A 17,934-nucleotide genomic window follows, 5' to 3' on the forward strand; every position below is an offset into this window, starting at 1 on the left:
TCCTCGAAAGACGGAGACGAAGCGAGAGCCAAATTGATTGAGCGTTTTACGCTTTCTGAAATCCAAGCACGAGCCATTGTTGAAATGCGTTTGCGTCAGTTAACCGGTCTGGAACAAGACAAGTTAAGAGCCGAATACGAAGAAATCATGAAATTAATCCAACGCTTGAAAGACTTATTAGCCAGCAAAGAGTTGAGAATGGAATTGATTAAAGAAGAATTAGTTGAAATCAGAGATAAATACGGAGACGAACGTCGTTCGGTTATTGAATATTCCGGTGGTGATGTAAGTATCGAAGATTTGATTGCTGATGAAAATGTAGTGATTACTATTTCTCACGCTGGTTATATCAAACGTACTAACTTATCAGAATACAAAACTCAGAATAGAGGTGGAGTAGGACAAAAAAGTGCCGGAACCCGAGATCAGGATTTCTTAGAACATTTGTTTGTGGCCACCAATCACAATTACTTATTGTTCTTCACGCAAAAAGGAAAATGTTTCTGGATGCGTGTGTATGAAATTCCGGAAGGAAGCAAAACCAGCAAAGGACGTGCGATTCAAAACTTGATCAACATTGAAAGTGATGATAAAGTAAAAGCCTTCATTTGTACCCAAGACTTAAAAGACGAAGACTACATCAACAGTCATTATGTAATCATGGCGACCAAACAAGGTCAGGTGAAAAAGACTCCGCTGGAACAATATTCCCGTCCAAGACAAAATGGTATCAATGCGATTACCATTAGAGAAGATGACGAACTATTAGAAGCCAAATTAACTAACGGAGAAAGCCAAGTGTTGATTGCAGTGAAATCCGGAAAACTGGTTCGTTTCGAAGAAGGCAAAACCCGTCCAATGGGAAGAACCGCTTCGGGAGTGCGAGGCATTACGTTGGCTCATGATAAAGATGAAGTAATCGGCATGGTTTCTGTAAACGATATGGAAAGCGAAATCTTGGTTGTTTCTGAAAATGGTTACGGAAAACGATCTTCATTGGATGAATACAGAATCACCAATCGTGGTGGAAAAGGTGTGAAGACTTTGAATATTACGGAAAAAACAGGAAGTCTGGTTTCCATCAATAGCGTTAGTGATGCCGATGATTTGATGATTATCAATAAATCGGGATTAACTATCAGAATGGAAGTGTCTGATTTGAGAGTTATGGGAAGAGCCACACAGGGAGTTCGTTTGATTAATATCAAAGGAAACGACTCCATTGCCGCGGTAACCAAAGTAATGAAAGAAGACGAAGTAGAGGATACGGAAGATATCGACGGTGAAATTGTAGAGGGTGATGTTAGCAATGATGGTACTGATAACGAAACTCCTGAAGATACCGCTGAATCACAAGAATAATTTTAAAAAAATACCACATGAAAATTAAACACATTGTATTGGCTTCAGCAATACTAGTTTCTGTTTCTTCTTTTGCGCAAAAAGATGAGTTAAAAAGCTTGAAGAAAATCTATGCAAAAGATGAAATAAAAGGGAATGATTTAGCCGAGTATAAAGCATTAGTCGCTAAAGTTGAGCCAATGGCTACCGAAGAAGGAGATAAAGTCTATGCTGCGTTTTATAAATGCGTAACACCTATTCTTGATATTAAAGCATTGGGACAAACTGCTACGCCAACGCAAATCGCTCAAATTGTAAACCTTAAAACTATTGGTGACTTAGTAAAAGGATTGAATGCAACATTGGATTATGAGAAAAAGACAGGCAAAAAAGTGTATACTGATAATATCAATGAAACTATTGTCGTTTTTAAACCACAAATTGTAAATTTTGCGGTTATACTGGGTAATGCCAAAAAATATAGCGAAGCCGGTGAAGTTTTATACGATGCCTATCTGCTTGACAAAAGAGATCAGGATAATTTGTTCTATGCCGCCAGTTATGCTGTGAATGCTATGGATTATGATAAGGCTCTGGATTATTATGGACAGTTAAAAACCTTGAACTACTCAGGTGAAGGAACCATTTTTTGGGCTGTAAATAAAGCGTCTCAACAAGAGGAAACTTTTAACACCAAAAATGAAAGAGATCTTTATCTCAAATCAGGAACTCATGAAAAACCAAGAGATGAAAAGAAAGAATCAAAAAGAGGCGAAATTTACAAAAACATTGCTCTAATCTTGGTTCAAAAAGGTAAGGTTGATGAAGCTAAAGCAGCTATTGCAGAGGCCAGAAAAGAAAATCCAACCGACACCTCACTGATTCTTACCGAAGCTGATTTGTATTTAAAGGTAAATGATATCGCTACATATACTAAGTTAATTAATGAAGCTTTAGCTCAAAATCCCAATAATGCAGATTTGATTTATAATTTGGGAGTTATTAGTGCGAATGCCAATAAACTGGATGATGCTGAAAAATATTATAAAAAAGCATTAGAAATTAATCCTAATTATTTCAACGCCAATTTGAATTTGGCTGAATTAAAATTAAGATCCGATGAGAAATGGGTAACCGAAATGAATAAGTTAGGCACTACCGAAAAAGATAACAAACGCTACGAAGTTTTAAAAGGATTGCGAAACGAAAATTTTAAAGCAGCTTTGCCATATCTTGAAAAAGCGGTTGAAGTAGACAGTACCAATGAAGCGGCCAATAAAACACTATTGAGCGTTTACCGTGCCCTTGAGATGACGGATAAAGCCAAAGCACTAAAAGCTAAAATGGAATAATTGTCAGTCAAATGACAAACAAAAAAGCCGAAACATTTGTTTCGGCTTTTTTTATGAAATCTATTCTTTATAAGTGAATTACTTCTCCATAAGCATCCGCTACAGCTTCCATCACTGCTTCGCTCATTGTTGGGTGTGGATGCACCGCTTTTAGGATTTCGTGCCCTGTAGTTTCCAATTTACGCGCTACAACAGCTTCCGCAATCATATCGGTAACACCGGCACCAATCATGTGACAACCCAACCATTCACCGTATTTGGCATCAAAAATCACTTTGACAAAACCATCCGGAGTTCCGGCTGCTTTAGCTTTTCCGGATGCAGTGAACGGGAACTTCCCGATTTTCAATTCGTATCCTTTTTCTTTGGCTTGTTTTTCGGTCATCCCTACAGAAGCAATTTCCGGAGTAGCATAGGTACAACCTGGAATGTTTCCATAATCTAATGGCTCTACATGCAATCCTTTGATTTTTTCCACACACAGAATTCCTTCGGCCGAAGCCACGTGAGCCAAAGCCTGTCCTGGAGTTACATCACCAATTGCGTAGTATCCTGGAACATTAGTCTGGTAAAAATCGTTTACCAAAATTTTATCTTTATCGGTAGCAATTCCGGTTTCTTCTAATCCTATGTTTTCGATATTGGTTTTGATACCCACGGCAGAAAGTAAAATGTCAGCTTCTAAAACTTCTTCGCCTTTAGCCGTTTTTACAAATGCTTTTACTCCTTTTCCGGTAGTGTCAATTCGTTCTACAGAAGAGTTTAGCATTACGGTAATGCCTGATTTTTTTAACGAACGCTCAAATTGTTTGGAGATATCTTCGTCTTCTACTGGTACTACGTTTGGCATAAATTCAACAATAGTAACTTCTGTTCCCATCGAATTGTAGAAATGCGCAAACTCAACACCAATGGCACCCGAACCTACTACAATCATTTTCTTTGGTTGTGTTGGCAAAGTCATCGCTTGTCGGTAACCAATAACTTTTACACCGTCTTGCGGAAGATTTGGTAATTCTCTTGAACGAGCTCCAGTAGCGATGATAATATGATCCGCTGAATATTCAGTTACTTTTCCGTCAGCAGCCGTTACATCAATTTTTTTGCCTGGTTTTACTTTTCCAAAACCATCAATCACATCGATTTTATTTTTTTTCATTAGGAATTGTACCCCTTTACTCATTCCGTCAGCAACGCCACGAGAACGGGCAATTACGGCACTGAAATCTTTGTCAAATTCTTTAACGGTTAAACCATAATCTGATGCATGTTTTAGGTAATCAAAAACCTGAGCCGATTTTAACAGTGCTTTGGTTGGAATACAACCCCAATTCAGGCAAATACCGCCAAGGTTTTCTTTTTCGATTACGGCTACTTTGAAGCCTAATTGTGAAGCTCTGATAGCCGTTACATAACCGCCCGGGCCACTTCCTAAAACTATAATATCGTATTTCATTTTCTTGTAATTATTTTATTATTTGGTAAAAATGCAGTCGCTAACACTCGTGCCATTTTGTGTGATTTTCTATATTAATTGAGACTGCGAATTTAAGGATTTATTTTAAAAAAAGTACCCAATTTTTTTTCATTCTTCAGTAAGGTATTCATTTCGTAAACACCCTTTTTATTGAGGTGCATCACGTTATAAAAACAGTCGGTTTTTGTTCTTACCGATTCAAAATTGGCATCTGTAAAAGGGATGTTTAACTTGGTACAAAGTGTTTTCGGCATTTCAAAAGCGGCTGTGTCGTAAGTAACTTTATAGGCTGGCGTTTGAATACAAAGCAATCGGATGTTATTTTTTTGACATAGTTGTTGAAGTGTTTTCAGGGCGTGTTCTATCTGTGGAATATCTTTTGGTTTAAAAAAATATTTTTTGGCTTGAGCTGTAATCGGATATTTAATGGTATCCCACTTTTCATCGTTTAATTCAAATCCGGCTTTGAAGGCATTGGCATTTTTAAGCGTTAGGCAATCGGAAAGTAATTGGTACTTAAACAAAGCATACAGCGGTACATACTTTTCAGTGTTATCAAATTTGAAATAATCCAAAAAAGCCTCGTCTTTTTCATCGGGAAAAAAAGCAAACCGGGCATAATCATTTTTGGTCACAAAATTGGTATTATTCGTAAGACTACCGGCACTCACAAAAGGATCAATGTTCAGTATGGCGAATTTGGGCGCTTTGTTTCGGGATAAATAATTCTCTAACCGAAGTATGGTGGCTGTTAAATCGGAATGCCCATTCATGCCAATGTTTATGGTTTTTACGGCATAATTTTTTTCAAAAAAATCTGGATCAAAATGCGCCCAACAGCGCGAACTTCCTAAACAAACCAAATCGGCATTTACATTAGATGTGACTTCTAAAGTATCATATCCGGTTACTGTTTTTCCTTTGATTCTGTACGAAATCGCCAGTTGCATCAGAAAAAGAATCCCAATCAACAGGCAGGCAAACCCAACACTATTTTTAAAAAACTGTTTCATTTTTAGAATTGCAGATAAATAAAATCCTGGTTAGAAACGATACTCGAGAAATAATAAGTAACAAGTAAAAGTACCATATAAACCGACCAACGAGCGGCTCTTGACCAGGTCATTCCAAAATTTTCCAGCACGTGTTCTTTTCCTCTGGCCTTCCATTCCATAAAAAAGAAAAAGAAAATATAGAGGAATATTGAAGCGAAATAAATTGTTGAAACGCCAGTAAACTTCGGTAATCCTACTATCGATTTGGAAAACAAATGGCCATAAAAATCAAACGCCTCAGCCACACTTTTGGATCTAAAAATAACGAAAGTGAACATAACTAAGACAAACGTTTTTAGGATGTTGAATACTTCTAAAAAGCTAGGAAGCGTTGTAGTGCCCAACTTCTTTTTCTTATTCATCGTGCCTTTGAGTATCAGCGGAATGTAATACAAGCCGTGAAGGAATCCGAATAGAATGTATGTCCAATTGGCGCCGTGCCAAATGCCAATCAGCGTAAAATTGATGGCAATAGCCAGTATCAAACCAAAATTCCCGTAATCTCTGAAATAAATGCTTAGCGGAGTGAAGACGTATTCGGTCAGCCATGTCGTTAAGGAAATGTGCCACTTGCGCCAAAAATCGGCTATGTTTTGAGCAAAGAACGGAAAGTCAAAGTTCTTGGTGATTTTAAATCCTAACAAACGCGCCACACCAATCGCCATATCAGAGTAGCCCGAAAAATCGGCATAGAGTTGAATGGTATATAGGAAAGCGCCAATCAGTAACGAACTGGCTGGTAGGTTTTGATAATTGGCAAACACCTCATTGGTAATCACCGCACAGTTGTTGGCAATGACTACTTTTTTGAATAACCCCCAAAGTATTTGGCGTAGGCCGTCAACAGCATTGGCATAGTCAAATGTTCGGGTGTTTTCCAATTGCGGAATAAACATTTTGGCTTTGTCAATCGGTCCGGAAAGGAGGGAAGGAAAAAAGGCCACATAATTGAAGAAAACAACCCAATCCGTAGTGGCTTTGATTTTTCCTTTGTCAATGTCTAATAAATAGCTAATGGTTCTGAATGTAAAAAAGCTAATTCCTATGGGTACTATGATTTTCAAAGTTGTTAAATCCAATGAAATGTGCATGGCCAAAAAAGCTTCGTTAACCGAAGTCACAAAAAAGTTGTAGTATTTAAAAAACAACAGTCCGCCCAGGCCTTGCAGCAATCCTATATAGAGATAAAGGCGTTTTAGCTTTTCGTTGGTGGCATTTTCAAGATGAATTCCTAAAATGAAGTTTAACAAAGAAACCCCAATCAAAAACGACAATAATTTCCAATCTGCCCAACCATAAAAACAATAACTCCCCAGCAAAAGCAATGCATTTTGAGCTTTCAGGTTTTTGTTGACTACCAGCCAATACAAAACAAAAAAGGCAGCAAAAAATAAAACAAAAGGGATAGAGTTAAAAACCATGAACTGCTATTTTAGAAGGGTTCCGGCGTTAATCACAAAATCTTTTCCGTTGATTGCCGTAGCGTCATTTACCAAAAACTGAATCGCTTTGGCCACTTCCTCAACGGTCAACAGTCTTTTCATCGGATTATTTTCTATGATTTGTTCTTTCACTCGCTCGTCAATAAAACTCGTCATTGCGGTTTCCATAAAAGAAGGCGAAACCGAGTTGGAAGTGATGTTGAATTTGGCATTTTCAGTGGCCCACACTTGAGTCAGTTTTGCCAAATACGCTTTGTTAGCACAATACACAGCCGAGCCAATCGGTGGAATGGCTGTCAATGCAGAAGTTAATACGGTGATGATTTTTCCGCTTTTCTTTTTTCGAAACTCAGTGATAGCGGCTTGTGTGAGTTCTATTACCGGTAGGACATTGACTTTAAAATCCGTCAGGAAATCATCCGGGTTTATTTTGTGAAAATGGGTTTTTAAATAGTCGCCCGAATAGGCGTTGTGAATGATGACATCTAAATCGAGTTTCGGTATTTTTTCAGACAACAATTTCACGTCAGTTGCATTGGAAAAATCACAAGCCAGAGCCACAGTATTTTTGAATTCAGCTTGCAGTTTTTCGGCATTGGCTGCCGATTGGCTGTAAGTGAAATAAACTGTGTTGTTTGTTGCTGCCAAAGTTTTGGTAATCGCTTCACCAAGACCGGAAGCACCGCCTGTGATAAGTATTTTCATGATAACAAACCGATTTGAATTTTACCTTTAGCCACAGTTTTAGCCTCCGAATTTTTGAAATCAAATTTGAATTCAACAGCCTTAACCGATTCATAAACGCCAACCACTACAGCTTTAAATTGCAAAGTATCCTTCAGATAAACGGCATTTTTATATTGAATTTCCTGCGAATGAATAATGACGTTTTTAGTTGGCAAACATTCTCCGATGAAATAAGACAGAAAACCATTCAGAATATTACCGTGCATTACCACAGATTGAAATCCTTTTTCAGCAGCAAATTGATGGTCCGTGTGTAGCGGATTTTTATCTTGAAACACACTTATAAATCCGTTGTAGATTTCATCGGAAATAGTGAAGTTAGCTGTAAAAATATCATCCGTTTTGAACATTAGATTCCTTTTTCCTGTATGCAGTTTAACATTTCGCCCACGTTATTCCAACTTTGAATTTCCTTGGAGGTAAAACGAATTTTAAAGTGTTTCTCGATAGCAACGACCAGTTGAATGTGATTCAGCGAATCCCAGTCGTCTACGTCTTTGGCCTGGGTTTCGTCGTTCAAAACGATGTCTTCATTGTCAAGAACATCTATAAAAATATCGGTCACTTCTTTTAGAATATCGGCTCTGCTCATGGTATTATTTTTTCGAAATATAGGTTTTTTTTGTGGTGTATTGCTTCAAATTCATGATCCAAAAATCATTTGTTTTTTCAAAGCCTAAATTTTGATAATGATCAGCCACCATTTCGTTTTTGGCGGTGGGGAGGTATTCTCCTTTTAGCGTTTCAAAATTATGTTCCAAACCAAAAGCAACAATGGTGTTTAAAACGAAATTCTTCATGCCACGCTTTAATACCCGGCAACTCATAAACCATGTATCAATAAATAGGGTTTGCTCATTTTCTTGTTTCAAAATGATAACGCAAATCAATCCGTTGTCGCCATATTTATCGGTAAGCGTAAAGGTAAAAGTAAAATAGTCTTTCGACAAAGAAATTTTTTCAATATCGGCATCGGTATAGCGAACGGTTCTCAAATTGAATTGATTCGAACGCTGCGACAACTGAGCCACTCTGGGATTGTTGAATTTATTGAAGGGTTCTACCAAAGAAACCATGTCCAGGCTTTTTAAAAAGTCATCTTCATTGGTAAACTTTTGCTGCACCCTAGCTCTTTGTGCTTCAATTTGGTACATTTTGGTGCGCTCGGCATCTTCGCCTGAAAAGGAAACGGTTTCGAAAAGATTCAAAGTATAGAGATATTCCAAGTATTCGGCAGGGTCTTCTGGCAATTCAGGAACAGTAATTCCGGGAATATTTTCGCGAACAATGTTGCGTTCAAACGGATTGTCATCCAAAAAAACCATCGAATCAAAACCAATATTCAATATGCTTTGGATGTGTCGAATGTTATCCGCTTTGTTTTCCCAATTGGCAACGAAAACGGAAATATCTTCCAATCGCAATACCATATCCGGATGTTTTTCAAAAGGTTCTTTGGCTACTGATTCGGTGTTTTTACTGCAAACAGCGATGATGATGCCACGGTTTTTGAGCTTCTTTATCCAATATTGAAATTCTGAAAAAGCTTTGCCAATGCCTAGACTTCCAATCTGAATGTTCTCCATGCCATCGTCGCCAATGATGCCTCCCCAAGTCGTGTTGTCTAGATCTAAAATGACACATTTTTTGAAATTTCCGTGAAGCGAGGCTATAATGTCTAATGTTCGCGAAGCTACCAATGGCAAGACATCTAAGCTCAATACCATTTCGGTATTGACATAAATAGAACTCTGGAAAAAGTTAAATTTCCCTATTTGATTTTGAATAGTGGACAGATCACACAGATAGAAATTAGCGTTATTTGCGGCAAAAGGCATCAACTCAAAATTCAATTTTCGCAATTGAAACAGAAAGGATGACTCAGTTTTTAAGGCATAATTGCCAAAAACGGAATCGTCAATTTCGGTGTAATTGTAATAAATGATTTTCGCCTCTAGTTGACTGTTCAGATTGTCAGTCATAAAGGCAATCGAATCGATTTCATTTGAGGCTAATGAAGAACAGGCTTCGGGTTTGAGCTTATTGTATTTGGATAACAATTTATGAGAAGACTGAAAAATAAGGACAATCTCGGGTTTAAACTCATACAGATCTGAAGCACTATCGGCAATTTGCTGTTCTACTTGATTGAAATCGGCTTCCCAAATATGCAAATCAAAGCCTTTGTCAAAACCCAACCCTCTTATGGCCTGCGTCAGAAACTGAGTAGCCGTGTCGCCCAAAACCGCAACTTTTACTTTTTGTAAACCCGCAAAATCATTTTTCAGATTCTTTTTTAACTGTTGGAATGTCTTCATGATTTACTCTACTGCTGTGGCAAACTGAGAATCGTATAATTTTTTATAGTAGCCTTCTTTTTTGTTTATCAATTCCTGATGCGTGCCTTCTTCTACGATATGGCCTTTGTCCATCACAATAATTTTATCAGCATTTACAATGGTTGCCAAACGATGGGCTATGATAATGGAAGTCCGGCCTTGCGTTATTCTTTCGGTTGCTTTTTGAATCAGTTCTTCGCTGTAAGTATCGATGGAAGAAGTAGCTTCATCCAAAATTAAAATACTCGGATTGCTTACATAAGCCCGCAGAAAAGCAATTAACTGGCGTTGCCCCGATGATAACATGACACCGCGTTCTTTTACATCATAATCATATCCGCCAGGCAGACTTTTGATGAATTTGTTGACACCAATTTTCTTAGCCGCTTCCACAACATCTTCGCGGGAAATGGCCGGATTATTTAGTGTAATGTTATTGTGAATCGTGTCGGCAAACAGGAAAACATCCTGCAAAACAATGGCTATTTGGGTTCTCAGACTTTCCAGTTGGAAATTGTTGATGTTATGGTCATCAATATAAATGGCTCCCGAATTGATTTCGTAAAAGCGATTCAGCAGATTAATAATAGTCGATTTTCCGGCACCGGTTGCCCCAACTATAGCAATGGTTTCGCCTGATTTGACATTGAGATTGATGCCTTTCAACACTTCTTCGTTATCAATATAACTGAAGCGAACATTTTCAAAACGGATGTTGCCTTTGAAATGCCCGGCTACTTGTGTGCCATTGGATTGCACGTCGGTATTGCTGTCTAAAATATCAAACACTCTATTGGCCGCTATCATTCCCATTTGCATTTCGTTGAATTTATCCGCAATCTGGCGCAACGGGTTGAACAACATTCCGATGAACATGGTATAGGAAAACAAATCGCCAAAGGTGGTAAATTTATCTCCATCCAAAATATGAAAACCACCATACAACACCACTGCACCAAGAGTTAACGACGAAATAATATCGGCAATAGGGAAGAAGATAGAGTTGTAAAAAATGGTTTTTATCCAGGCGTTGTTATGCTTGCTGTTGATCTCTTTGAATTTTTCATATTCAATGGCTTCGCGGTTGAATAGCTGCACAATTTTCATTCCGGTTACGCGTTCCTGTACGAACGTATTCATATTGGCCACTTGATTTCGCACTTCTTCAAAAGCTACCTGCATTTTTCTTTGGAATATTCTTGTGATATAAACCAAGATCGGCATGGCGATAATGACAATCCAGGTTAACCGCCAGTTCATATAGAACATGAAGAGGAGCACGACAACCATTTTCATCAAATCACTGAAAATCATAAACAATCCCTGACTGAAAATACGCGCTATTTGTTCAATATCGGAAACTGAGCGAGTAACTAATTGTCCAACCGGCGCATTGTCATAATATTTCATCCGGAAACTCAGCATGTGTTGGAACAGCTTGGTTCGAATGTCTTTGATGATGTCTTGTCCAAGCCAGTTGGCCCAATACACAAAATAGAATTGGGAAATCACTTCAGACAGCAATACAATTCCCATCAGTGTTACATAAAAAAGCAAGCCGTGTTCGTCTTTAGGTTTGATATAAGCATCAACGGTTTGCTTCAATAAATAGGGGCGAAGCGCTGCAAAAACGGATAACGACACCGCAAAGAAAATCACACCGTAATACCTTTTTTTATAAGGCTTGGTGTATTTCAAAATGCGTTTGAATAAATTAGTATCGAATGCCTTTGCTTGCATAATTAGGGTAAGTATTCGTATTCAATTTTTGTTAAGTATAAACCATGAGCCGGCACAGAAAACCCTGCCTGACTGCGATCTTTGCTTTCGATTATTTTTTCAAAATCAGCTAAACTCACTTTTCCCAAACCAATATTTATCATTGTTCCTACAATGGCACGGACCATGTTTCGCAAGAATCGGTCGGCCGAAATGGTGAAAATGATTTTGGCCCCAATTTGTTGCCAATGTGCTTCAAAAATAACACAATTAAAAGTGTGAACATCCGTATTGGTTTTCGAAAAACATTCAAAATCAGTATGCTTGAAAAGAATCTGGCAAGCTTCGTTCATTTTGTCTAAATCCAATTCGTGTTGGTACTGCCAACTGCCTTCATTCTCAAAGGCATCTTTCTTCGTGTGAATGTGGTATTCGTAAGTTCTTTTTTTGGCATCAAACCGGGCATGAGCCTCATCAGCGACTTGCAGGATATCAAAAATCACGATGTCTTTCGGTAAAAAGGAATTGAGTTTGTGTACCAATTGCGGGATGTCCATCTCGGTCTCATAATCGAAATGAGCATACATTTGTTTGGAATGGACTCCAGTATCGGTGCGACCCGCACCCACAATATCAATCTCGGTTTTCAATAAAAGCGATAAAGCCTTATTGAGCGTTTCCTGCACGGAATCAGCGTTGGGCTGGTATTGCCAACCGTGGTAGTTTGTTCCTTTATAAGCTAATTCGATAAAATATCTCAAACTTTTGGGTTCTAAGTTTCTGAGGCGCTAAGGTACAAAGGTTTTTAAATTTGATGTTTAAAGTTTTCATAATTTCATTGATTATATTTGCAATCTCAGAACCTTATCATCTCAATACCTTAGTACCTTTTACCTTGAAAAAAATCCTTTTGCTTTCCGATACGCACAGCCATATGGATGATGCTATTTTGAAATACGTTCATCAGGCCGATGAAGTGTGGCATGGCGGCGATATTGGCGATTTGAGAGTTACCGATACGATAAAAGCTATCAAACCGTTGCGCGGGGTGTATGGCAATATTGATGACGATAAAGCACGGATGGAGTTTCCGTTGCACAATCGTTTTTTTTGCGAAGGCGTTGATGTTTGGATTACCCATATTGGCGGGTATCCCGGAAAATACAATCAGGCGATTCGAACTGAAATACAAACCAATCCGCCTAAGTTATTCATTTGTGGTCATTCGCATATCCTGAAAGTACAGTTTGATAAAAAGCTGAATTTATTGCATATGAATCCGGGAGCTTGCGGAATTTATGGCTTTCATCAGGTGCGAACGATGTTGCGTTTTGAAATTGATGGCGATAAGATTCAGAATTTGGAGATTATTGAATTGGGTAAAAAATAAAAAACCCGAACCATAAGATTCGGGTTTTTTGCAGCACTAAAAAACTAAGTTTATAGGTTTATCGCAAACGATCCACAGATTTTACGAGATCTTCATCCTTTTTGATGGCTTTGTTGGCCAAAACCAAAAATACGATAGAAAAAATAGGTAAGAACATCCCAATACCCTTCTCCGAAACGGTAGCCGTTCCTCCGGATAGATTTAGTGTTCGATTCACAAATAATCCTAATAAAATTAAATTCAATATGATATTCAATCTGCCCATGACAAATTGTTGTTGTCTTTTCGCATGTGATAAAATGCTCAATAATGACAGTGTAGTGCTCAAGCCAAAAAAGGTAATGTAAGCAATATCCATCATAAAATAAAACGGCTTTCCGGCGGTGTCTTTCCATAAAGGAAATACAAACGGCAAAACAGCGGTTAGTATCAGGCAAATAATCAAATAATAAGTTTGTACTCTAAACATAATTTCGAAAAATTGTTGGACAAAAATATAGTTTCTTTTTAAAAAATACTATTGCGTGGTAAAATATTATTTGTATTATTGCATAACAAATCCGTAAGTACTTCATCCTTCGGACTATTCTTTACAATAATTTCTACCCACATTTGTAGTATTTTCCAAAAACGAATTTAAATCAAAACAATATTCATGTTTGATATTTCTGCCCTAAAAGAAATGAAGCTTGCTGAGCTTCAAGAAATTGCCAAGTTGGCTAAAACCATAAAAGTTACCGGTGCCAAAAAGGATACACTAATTACCCAAATTTTGGAACACCAAAATAATACTGTTGCTGTTGCAAAACCACAAATCATTGAAAAACCACAGGATAATAAGGGAAAACGGGCCCGAATTACTCCAGAAACTAAAAAGCCTGCTGAAACGAATCAAAGTGATTTGTTTGCCAATGAAACTACAGAAAGGGTAGTTGCTGCTGAAGAAAAACCGGCTCCCGAAAATAAAAACCCTAAGTTTAAAAAGCCGTTCGAGAAAAAGAAAAATGCTACTCCGATTCAACCTTCACAAGGGACTGATGATACTGAAGTTGAAGGAGTACAAAAACAGACCCCAACGGAAGAGACAGAAGCTAATCCAGGCCCAAGTCAGCCACAGTCTATTGATGGGAATAGAGAACCAAAGCACAAAAACCAAAACCCTAACCAAAACGGGAATGGTAATAACAACCCCAATTTTAAAGGAAAAAAACACAATAACTTCCGCGACTCTGATTATGAGTTTGACGGTATTATTGAAAGTGAAGGCGTTTTAGAAATGATGCCTGATGGGTATGGTTTCCTGCGTTCTTCGGATTATAATTACTTAGCCTCACCGGATGATATTTATTTGTCAACTTCACAAATCAGATTGTTTGGTTTGAAAACCGGAGATACGGTAAAAGGAGTAGTGCGTCCGCCAAAAGAAGGCGAGAAGTTTTTCCCTTTAGTTAGAGTTTTAAAAATTAACGGACATGACCCACAAGTGGTTCGTGACCGGGTTTCTTTTGAACATTTAACTCCTATTTTTCCAAAAGAAAAATTCAATATTGCCGATAAACAAGCCAGTGTTTCTACCCGGGTAATCGATTTGTTTTCCCCGATTGGTAAAGGACAGCGTGGTATGATAGTAGCTCAGCCTAAAACCGGTAAAACCATGTTATTAAAAGACATTGCTAATGCCATTGCTGCCAATCATCCTGAAGTTTATTTGATTGTTTTGCTTATTGATGAAAGACCGGAAGAGGTTACTGATATGCAACGCAGTGTTCGTGGAGAAGTAATTGCTTCCACTTTCGACAGAGAGCCCATGGAGCATGTGAAAATCGCGAATATAGTACTTGAAAAATCAAAACGTTTGGTAGAATGTGGTCACGATGTGGTGATTCTTTTAGATTCTATTACGCGTTTGGCCAGAGCTTACAACACTGTGCAACCGGCATCCGGTAAAGTATTGTCGGGTGGGGTGGATGCGAATGCATTACAAAAACCAAAACGTTTCTTTGGTGCGGCTCGTAATGTAGAAAACGGCGGTTCACTTAGTATTATTGCTACGGCTTTAACGGAGACCGGTTCTAAAATGGACGAAGTAATCTTCGAAGAATTTAAAGGAACTGGTAATATGGAGTTGCAATTAGACAGAAAAATTGCCAATCGCAGAATATTCCCGGCTATCGATTTGACTTCGTCAAGCACGCGTCGTGATGATTTATTATTGGATGAAAAAACACTGCAAAGAATGTGGATATTGAGAAAATTCCTTGCCGATATGAATCCGGTAGAAGCCATGGATACTATCAACGATAAGATCAAGAAAACCAGAAATAACGATGAGTTCCTCATTTCGATGAACGACTAAATACAGAATCCCAACGTAACGGTTGGGATTTTTTTTGGCATGCGCTTTGTATTGCTTTCTTAAGATTGGCTTAAGAACCCCAATTGCTCTCTCTTATGAAAACTACCCGCTTGCTTCGTGTTTTATCGTTATTAGGTTTTTTATTGTTGTTGGCACCGTTTTATGATTCGTGTAATGGTCATAGAATGAAACAAGCCGAATCCAAAGCTGAAGCAGCAATTGATACAACAGCTGTAGAAGTTGATAGTGTAAAAACTGATACAACTGAGATTGCCAAAATTGAAATTGACACCATAAATAATTCATTTGAAAACTACGAAACACCTTTTTTAGATAAAGCATATGATTGTATTGATGACGATGATTCAGAAAATGCATTTGAGTTTGCCAAAATTAACATTGACGAAATTTTAGAATTTAACTATAAAGAATTCAAAAAAGGAATAAAAGAAGAGGGTTCTAAAGTTGTTTTCTTTGAACTTAAGAATTTGTGTTTTAGTTTTATCGTTTTATTCATGTCAATAATTTTTGTTTTATCCTTTTCTAAAAAGATAAATTTGATTTACAAACTATCAATTACAAACCTGATTTTACTGGTAATTACTGTAATCTGCCTTTTTTTCGAAGGGACATTCGAACATTTCCACCAAATTAAATGGGGCTATTATGCTTTCATTATTATTAATATGTTGATTTTTTATTATTCAAAATCCGATAAAATCAAGACATAACTTCGTGTTTTATGTATCCTATTTCATTATTGAAAATGCCATCTTGTCAGCCTAATTTTACTCAAAACTGACAATTTTATATGATTTCCCGCTTGGCATAATAGTTGTCATTCTCGAAACTGTACAACACAAAGTACTATTCACTCGTAGAGGAATAATCAAAAATAAATTAAAAAGGAGAAAATAAAAATGGGAAAAATTATTGGTATCGACTTAGGTACAACCAACTCTTGTGTGGCCGTTATGGAAGGTGGAGAACCAGTTGTAATTGCTAACGCAGAGGGGAAGAGAACAACACCATCTGTAATAGCTTTTGTAGAAGGTGGCGAAATTAAAGTAGGTGATCCTGCGAAAAGACAAGCGGTGACAAACCCAACCAAAACCATAGCGTCTATCAAACGTTTTATGGGAAACAAGTACACAGAAAGTGCTAAAGAAGCATCAACTGTAGCTTACAAAGTGGTAAAAGGCGATAACGACACACCACGTGTTGATATTGACGGAAGACTTTACACACCACAAGAATTGTCAGCCATGACACTTCAAAAAATGAAAAAAACAGCCGAAGATTATTTAGGCTACACAGTTACCGAAGCAGTAATTACCGTTCCGGCTTACTTTAACGATGCACAACGTCAGGCTACTAAAGAAGCCGGAGAAATTGCGGGTCTTAAAGTAATGCGTATCATCAATGAGCCAACCGCTGCGGCATTGGCTTACGGATTGGATAAAAAAGGACACGATCAAAAAATTGCCGTTTACGATTTAGGTGGAGGTACTTTTGATATCTCAGTTCTTGAATTAGGTGACGGTGTTTTCGAAGTATTATCTACAAACGGAGATACTCATTTAGGCGGAGATGACTTTGACCAAGTAATCATCGATTGGATGGCTAACGATTTCAACAGCGAAGAAGGTGTTGATTTGCGTAAAGACCCAATGGCATTACAACGTTTAAAAGAAGCTGCTGAAAAAGCAAAAATCGAGTTGTCGTCTTCGACACAAACCGAAATCAACTTGCCTTATGTTACGGCTACCGCTTCAGGACCAAAGCACTTAGTGAAAACGTTGACTCGTGCAAAATTCGAGCAATTGGCAGAAACTTTAGTAAAACGTTCTATGGAGCCAGTGGCTAAAGCGTTAAAAGATGCCGGTTTATCAACCTCAGATATTGACGAAGTAATCTTGGTAGGTGGTTCTACAAGAATCCCGGTAATTCAGGAACAAGTAGAGAAATTCTTTGGTAAAAAACCATCAAAAGGAGTAAACCCTGATGAAGTAGTAGCGATTGGTGCTGCAATTCAAGGTGGAGTTTTAACTGGTGATGTAAAAGATGTATTGTTGTTAGACGTTACGCCTTTATCATTAGGAATTGAAACTATGGGGAATGTAATGACGAAATTAATCGAGTCAAACACTACTATTCCAACCAAAAAATCACAAGTATTCTCAACGGCTGCGGATAACCAACCAAGTGTTGAAATCCACGTGATTCAAGGAGAAAGAACAATGGCGGCAGATAATAAAACTATCGGGCGTTTCCACTTAGATGGTATTCCGCCAGCTCCAAGAGGTGTTCCGCAAATTGAAGTGACTTTTGATATTGATGCCAATGGTATCATCAAAGTTTCAGCAACCGATAAAGGAACCGGAAAATCACACGACATTCGTATCGAAGCGTCTTCAGGATTAACTCCGGAAGAAATCGAAAGAATGAAAAAAGATGCCGAACTAAATGCAGAAAGCGACAGATTGGCCAAAGAAAAAGCGGATAAATTAAACGAAGCGGACGGTATGATTTTCCAAACCGAAAGTCAGTTGAAAGAGTACGGCGATAAATTATCTGATGCTAACAAACAAGCAATAGAAGCTGCGCTTACGGAATTGAAAGTAGCTTTTGATACTAAAGAAATAGCCACAATTCAACCGGCTTTAGACAAAATCAACGAAGCGTGGAAAAATGCTTCCGAAGAAATGTACAAAGC

16 protein-coding genes are annotated in these 17,934 nt (G+C 37.9%); 6 read left to right on the forward strand and 10 right to left on the reverse strand.

Annotated elements, in window-relative coordinates; genetic code table 11:
- Positions 1-1,362: DNA gyrase C-terminal beta-propeller domain-containing protein (locus V7D82_RS11565; protein WP_333601137.1), on the forward strand; the 1,362-nt coding region annotated here is incomplete at its 5' end.
- Between the two features lie 17 nt (positions 1,363-1,379).
- Positions 1,380-2,693 (forward strand): tetratricopeptide repeat protein, encoded by a 1,314-nt coding sequence (locus tag V7D82_RS11570; protein WP_333601138.1) that lies wholly within the window; start codon positions 1,380-1,382, stop codon positions 2,691-2,693.
- A 67-nt stretch (positions 2,694-2,760) separates the two neighbouring features.
- On the opposite strand, the gene lpdA is transcribed toward V7D82_RS11570, so the two are convergent.
- The 9 genes from lpdA to truA all read right to left on the reverse strand — a co-directional run bounded on the left by lpdA (position 2,761) and on the right by truA (position 12,233).
- On the reverse strand, positions 2,761-4,149 hold the full coding sequence (gene lpdA, locus V7D82_RS11575; protein WP_333601139.1) for a dihydrolipoyl dehydrogenase: 1,389 nt from the start codon (positions 4,147-4,149) through the stop codon (positions 2,761-2,763).
- A 92-nt stretch (positions 4,150-4,241) separates the two neighbouring features.
- Positions 4,242-5,183, reverse strand: coding sequence for a hypothetical protein (locus V7D82_RS11580; RefSeq protein ID WP_333601140.1), 942 nt, complete (start codon positions 5,181-5,183; stop codon positions 4,242-4,244).
- A gap of 2 nt (positions 5,184-5,185) precedes the next feature.
- Positions 5,186-6,646 carry an MBOAT family O-acyltransferase gene (locus tag V7D82_RS11585; protein ID WP_333601141.1) on the reverse strand — a complete coding sequence of 487 codons (1,461 nt, stop codon included), beginning with the start codon at positions 6,644-6,646 and terminating at the stop codon, positions 5,186-5,188.
- Positions 6,647-6,652: 6 nt separating this feature from the next.
- Complete coding sequence (locus V7D82_RS11590) at positions 6,653-7,372, reverse strand: SDR family NAD(P)-dependent oxidoreductase (RefSeq protein ID WP_333601142.1); 720 nt, start codon at positions 7,370-7,372, stop codon at positions 6,653-6,655.
- Positions 7,369-7,764: a MaoC/PaaZ C-terminal domain-containing protein gene (locus tag V7D82_RS11595; RefSeq protein ID WP_333601143.1), complete on the reverse strand. Its 396-nt coding sequence runs from the start codon at positions 7,762-7,764 to the stop codon at positions 7,369-7,371. Before V7D82_RS11595 ends, V7D82_RS11590 begins: the two co-directional genes overlap by 4 nt.
- Positions 7,764-8,006 (reverse strand): acyl carrier protein, encoded by a 243-nt coding sequence (locus V7D82_RS11600; RefSeq protein WP_333601144.1) that lies wholly within the window; start codon positions 8,004-8,006, stop codon positions 7,764-7,766. The genes V7D82_RS11595 and V7D82_RS11600 overlap by 1 nt, the downstream gene beginning before the upstream one ends.
- Positions 8,007-8,010: 4 nt before the next feature.
- Positions 8,011-9,732 carry an HAD-IIIC family phosphatase gene (locus V7D82_RS11605; protein WP_333601145.1) on the reverse strand — a complete coding sequence of 574 codons (1,722 nt, stop codon included), beginning with the start codon at positions 9,730-9,732 and terminating at the stop codon, positions 8,011-8,013.
- A 3-nt stretch (positions 9,733-9,735) separates the two neighbouring features.
- The gene (locus tag V7D82_RS11610; RefSeq protein WP_333601146.1) at positions 9,736-11,493 is read right to left on the reverse strand and encodes an ABC transporter ATP-binding protein; all 1,758 of its coding nucleotides are present in this window, start codon (positions 11,491-11,493) and stop codon (positions 9,736-9,738) included.
- Positions 11,494-11,495: 2 nt separating this feature from the next.
- A complete protein-coding gene (truA, locus tag V7D82_RS11615; protein WP_333601147.1) occupies positions 11,496-12,233 on the reverse strand; it encodes a tRNA pseudouridine(38-40) synthase TruA in 738 nt (245 codons plus the stop codon).
- 134 nt (positions 12,234-12,367) lie between these two features.
- On the opposite strand from truA, the gene V7D82_RS11620 reads away from it, so the two are divergent.
- Positions 12,368-12,862: a metallophosphoesterase family protein gene (locus V7D82_RS11620; protein WP_333601148.1), complete on the forward strand. Its 495-nt coding sequence runs from the start codon at positions 12,368-12,370 to the stop codon at positions 12,860-12,862.
- 58 nt (positions 12,863-12,920) lie between these two features.
- Here V7D82_RS11620 and V7D82_RS11625 read toward each other — a convergent pair whose 3' ends face one another.
- Positions 12,921-13,334: a DUF4293 family protein gene (locus V7D82_RS11625; protein WP_333601152.1), complete on the reverse strand. Its 414-nt coding sequence runs from the start codon at positions 13,332-13,334 to the stop codon at positions 12,921-12,923.
- A 183-nt stretch (positions 13,335-13,517) separates the two neighbouring features.
- Here V7D82_RS11625 and rho point away from each other — a divergent pair, with 183 nt between their 5' ends.
- The 3 genes from rho to dnaK all read left to right on the forward strand — a co-directional run.
- Positions 13,518-15,218, forward strand: a complete 1,701-nt coding sequence (gene rho / locus V7D82_RS11630) for a transcription termination factor Rho (RefSeq protein WP_333601149.1) — start codon at positions 13,518-13,520, stop codon at positions 15,216-15,218.
- Positions 15,219-15,403: 185 nt separating this feature from the next.
- The gene (locus tag V7D82_RS11635) at positions 15,404-15,949 is read left to right on the forward strand and encodes a hypothetical protein (RefSeq protein WP_333601150.1); all 546 of its coding nucleotides are present in this window, start codon (positions 15,404-15,406) and stop codon (positions 15,947-15,949) included.
- Between the two features lie 189 nt (positions 15,950-16,138).
- Positions 16,139-17,934, forward strand: a 1,796-nt coding sequence (dnaK, locus tag V7D82_RS11640; protein WP_333601151.1) for a molecular chaperone DnaK, incomplete at its 3' end; no start/stop codon positions are given.

The organism is Flavobacterium sp. (genome assembly GCF_036741995.1).
In the GTDB taxonomy this organism is placed as follows: domain Bacteria; phylum Bacteroidota; class Bacteroidia; order Flavobacteriales; family Flavobacteriaceae; genus Flavobacterium.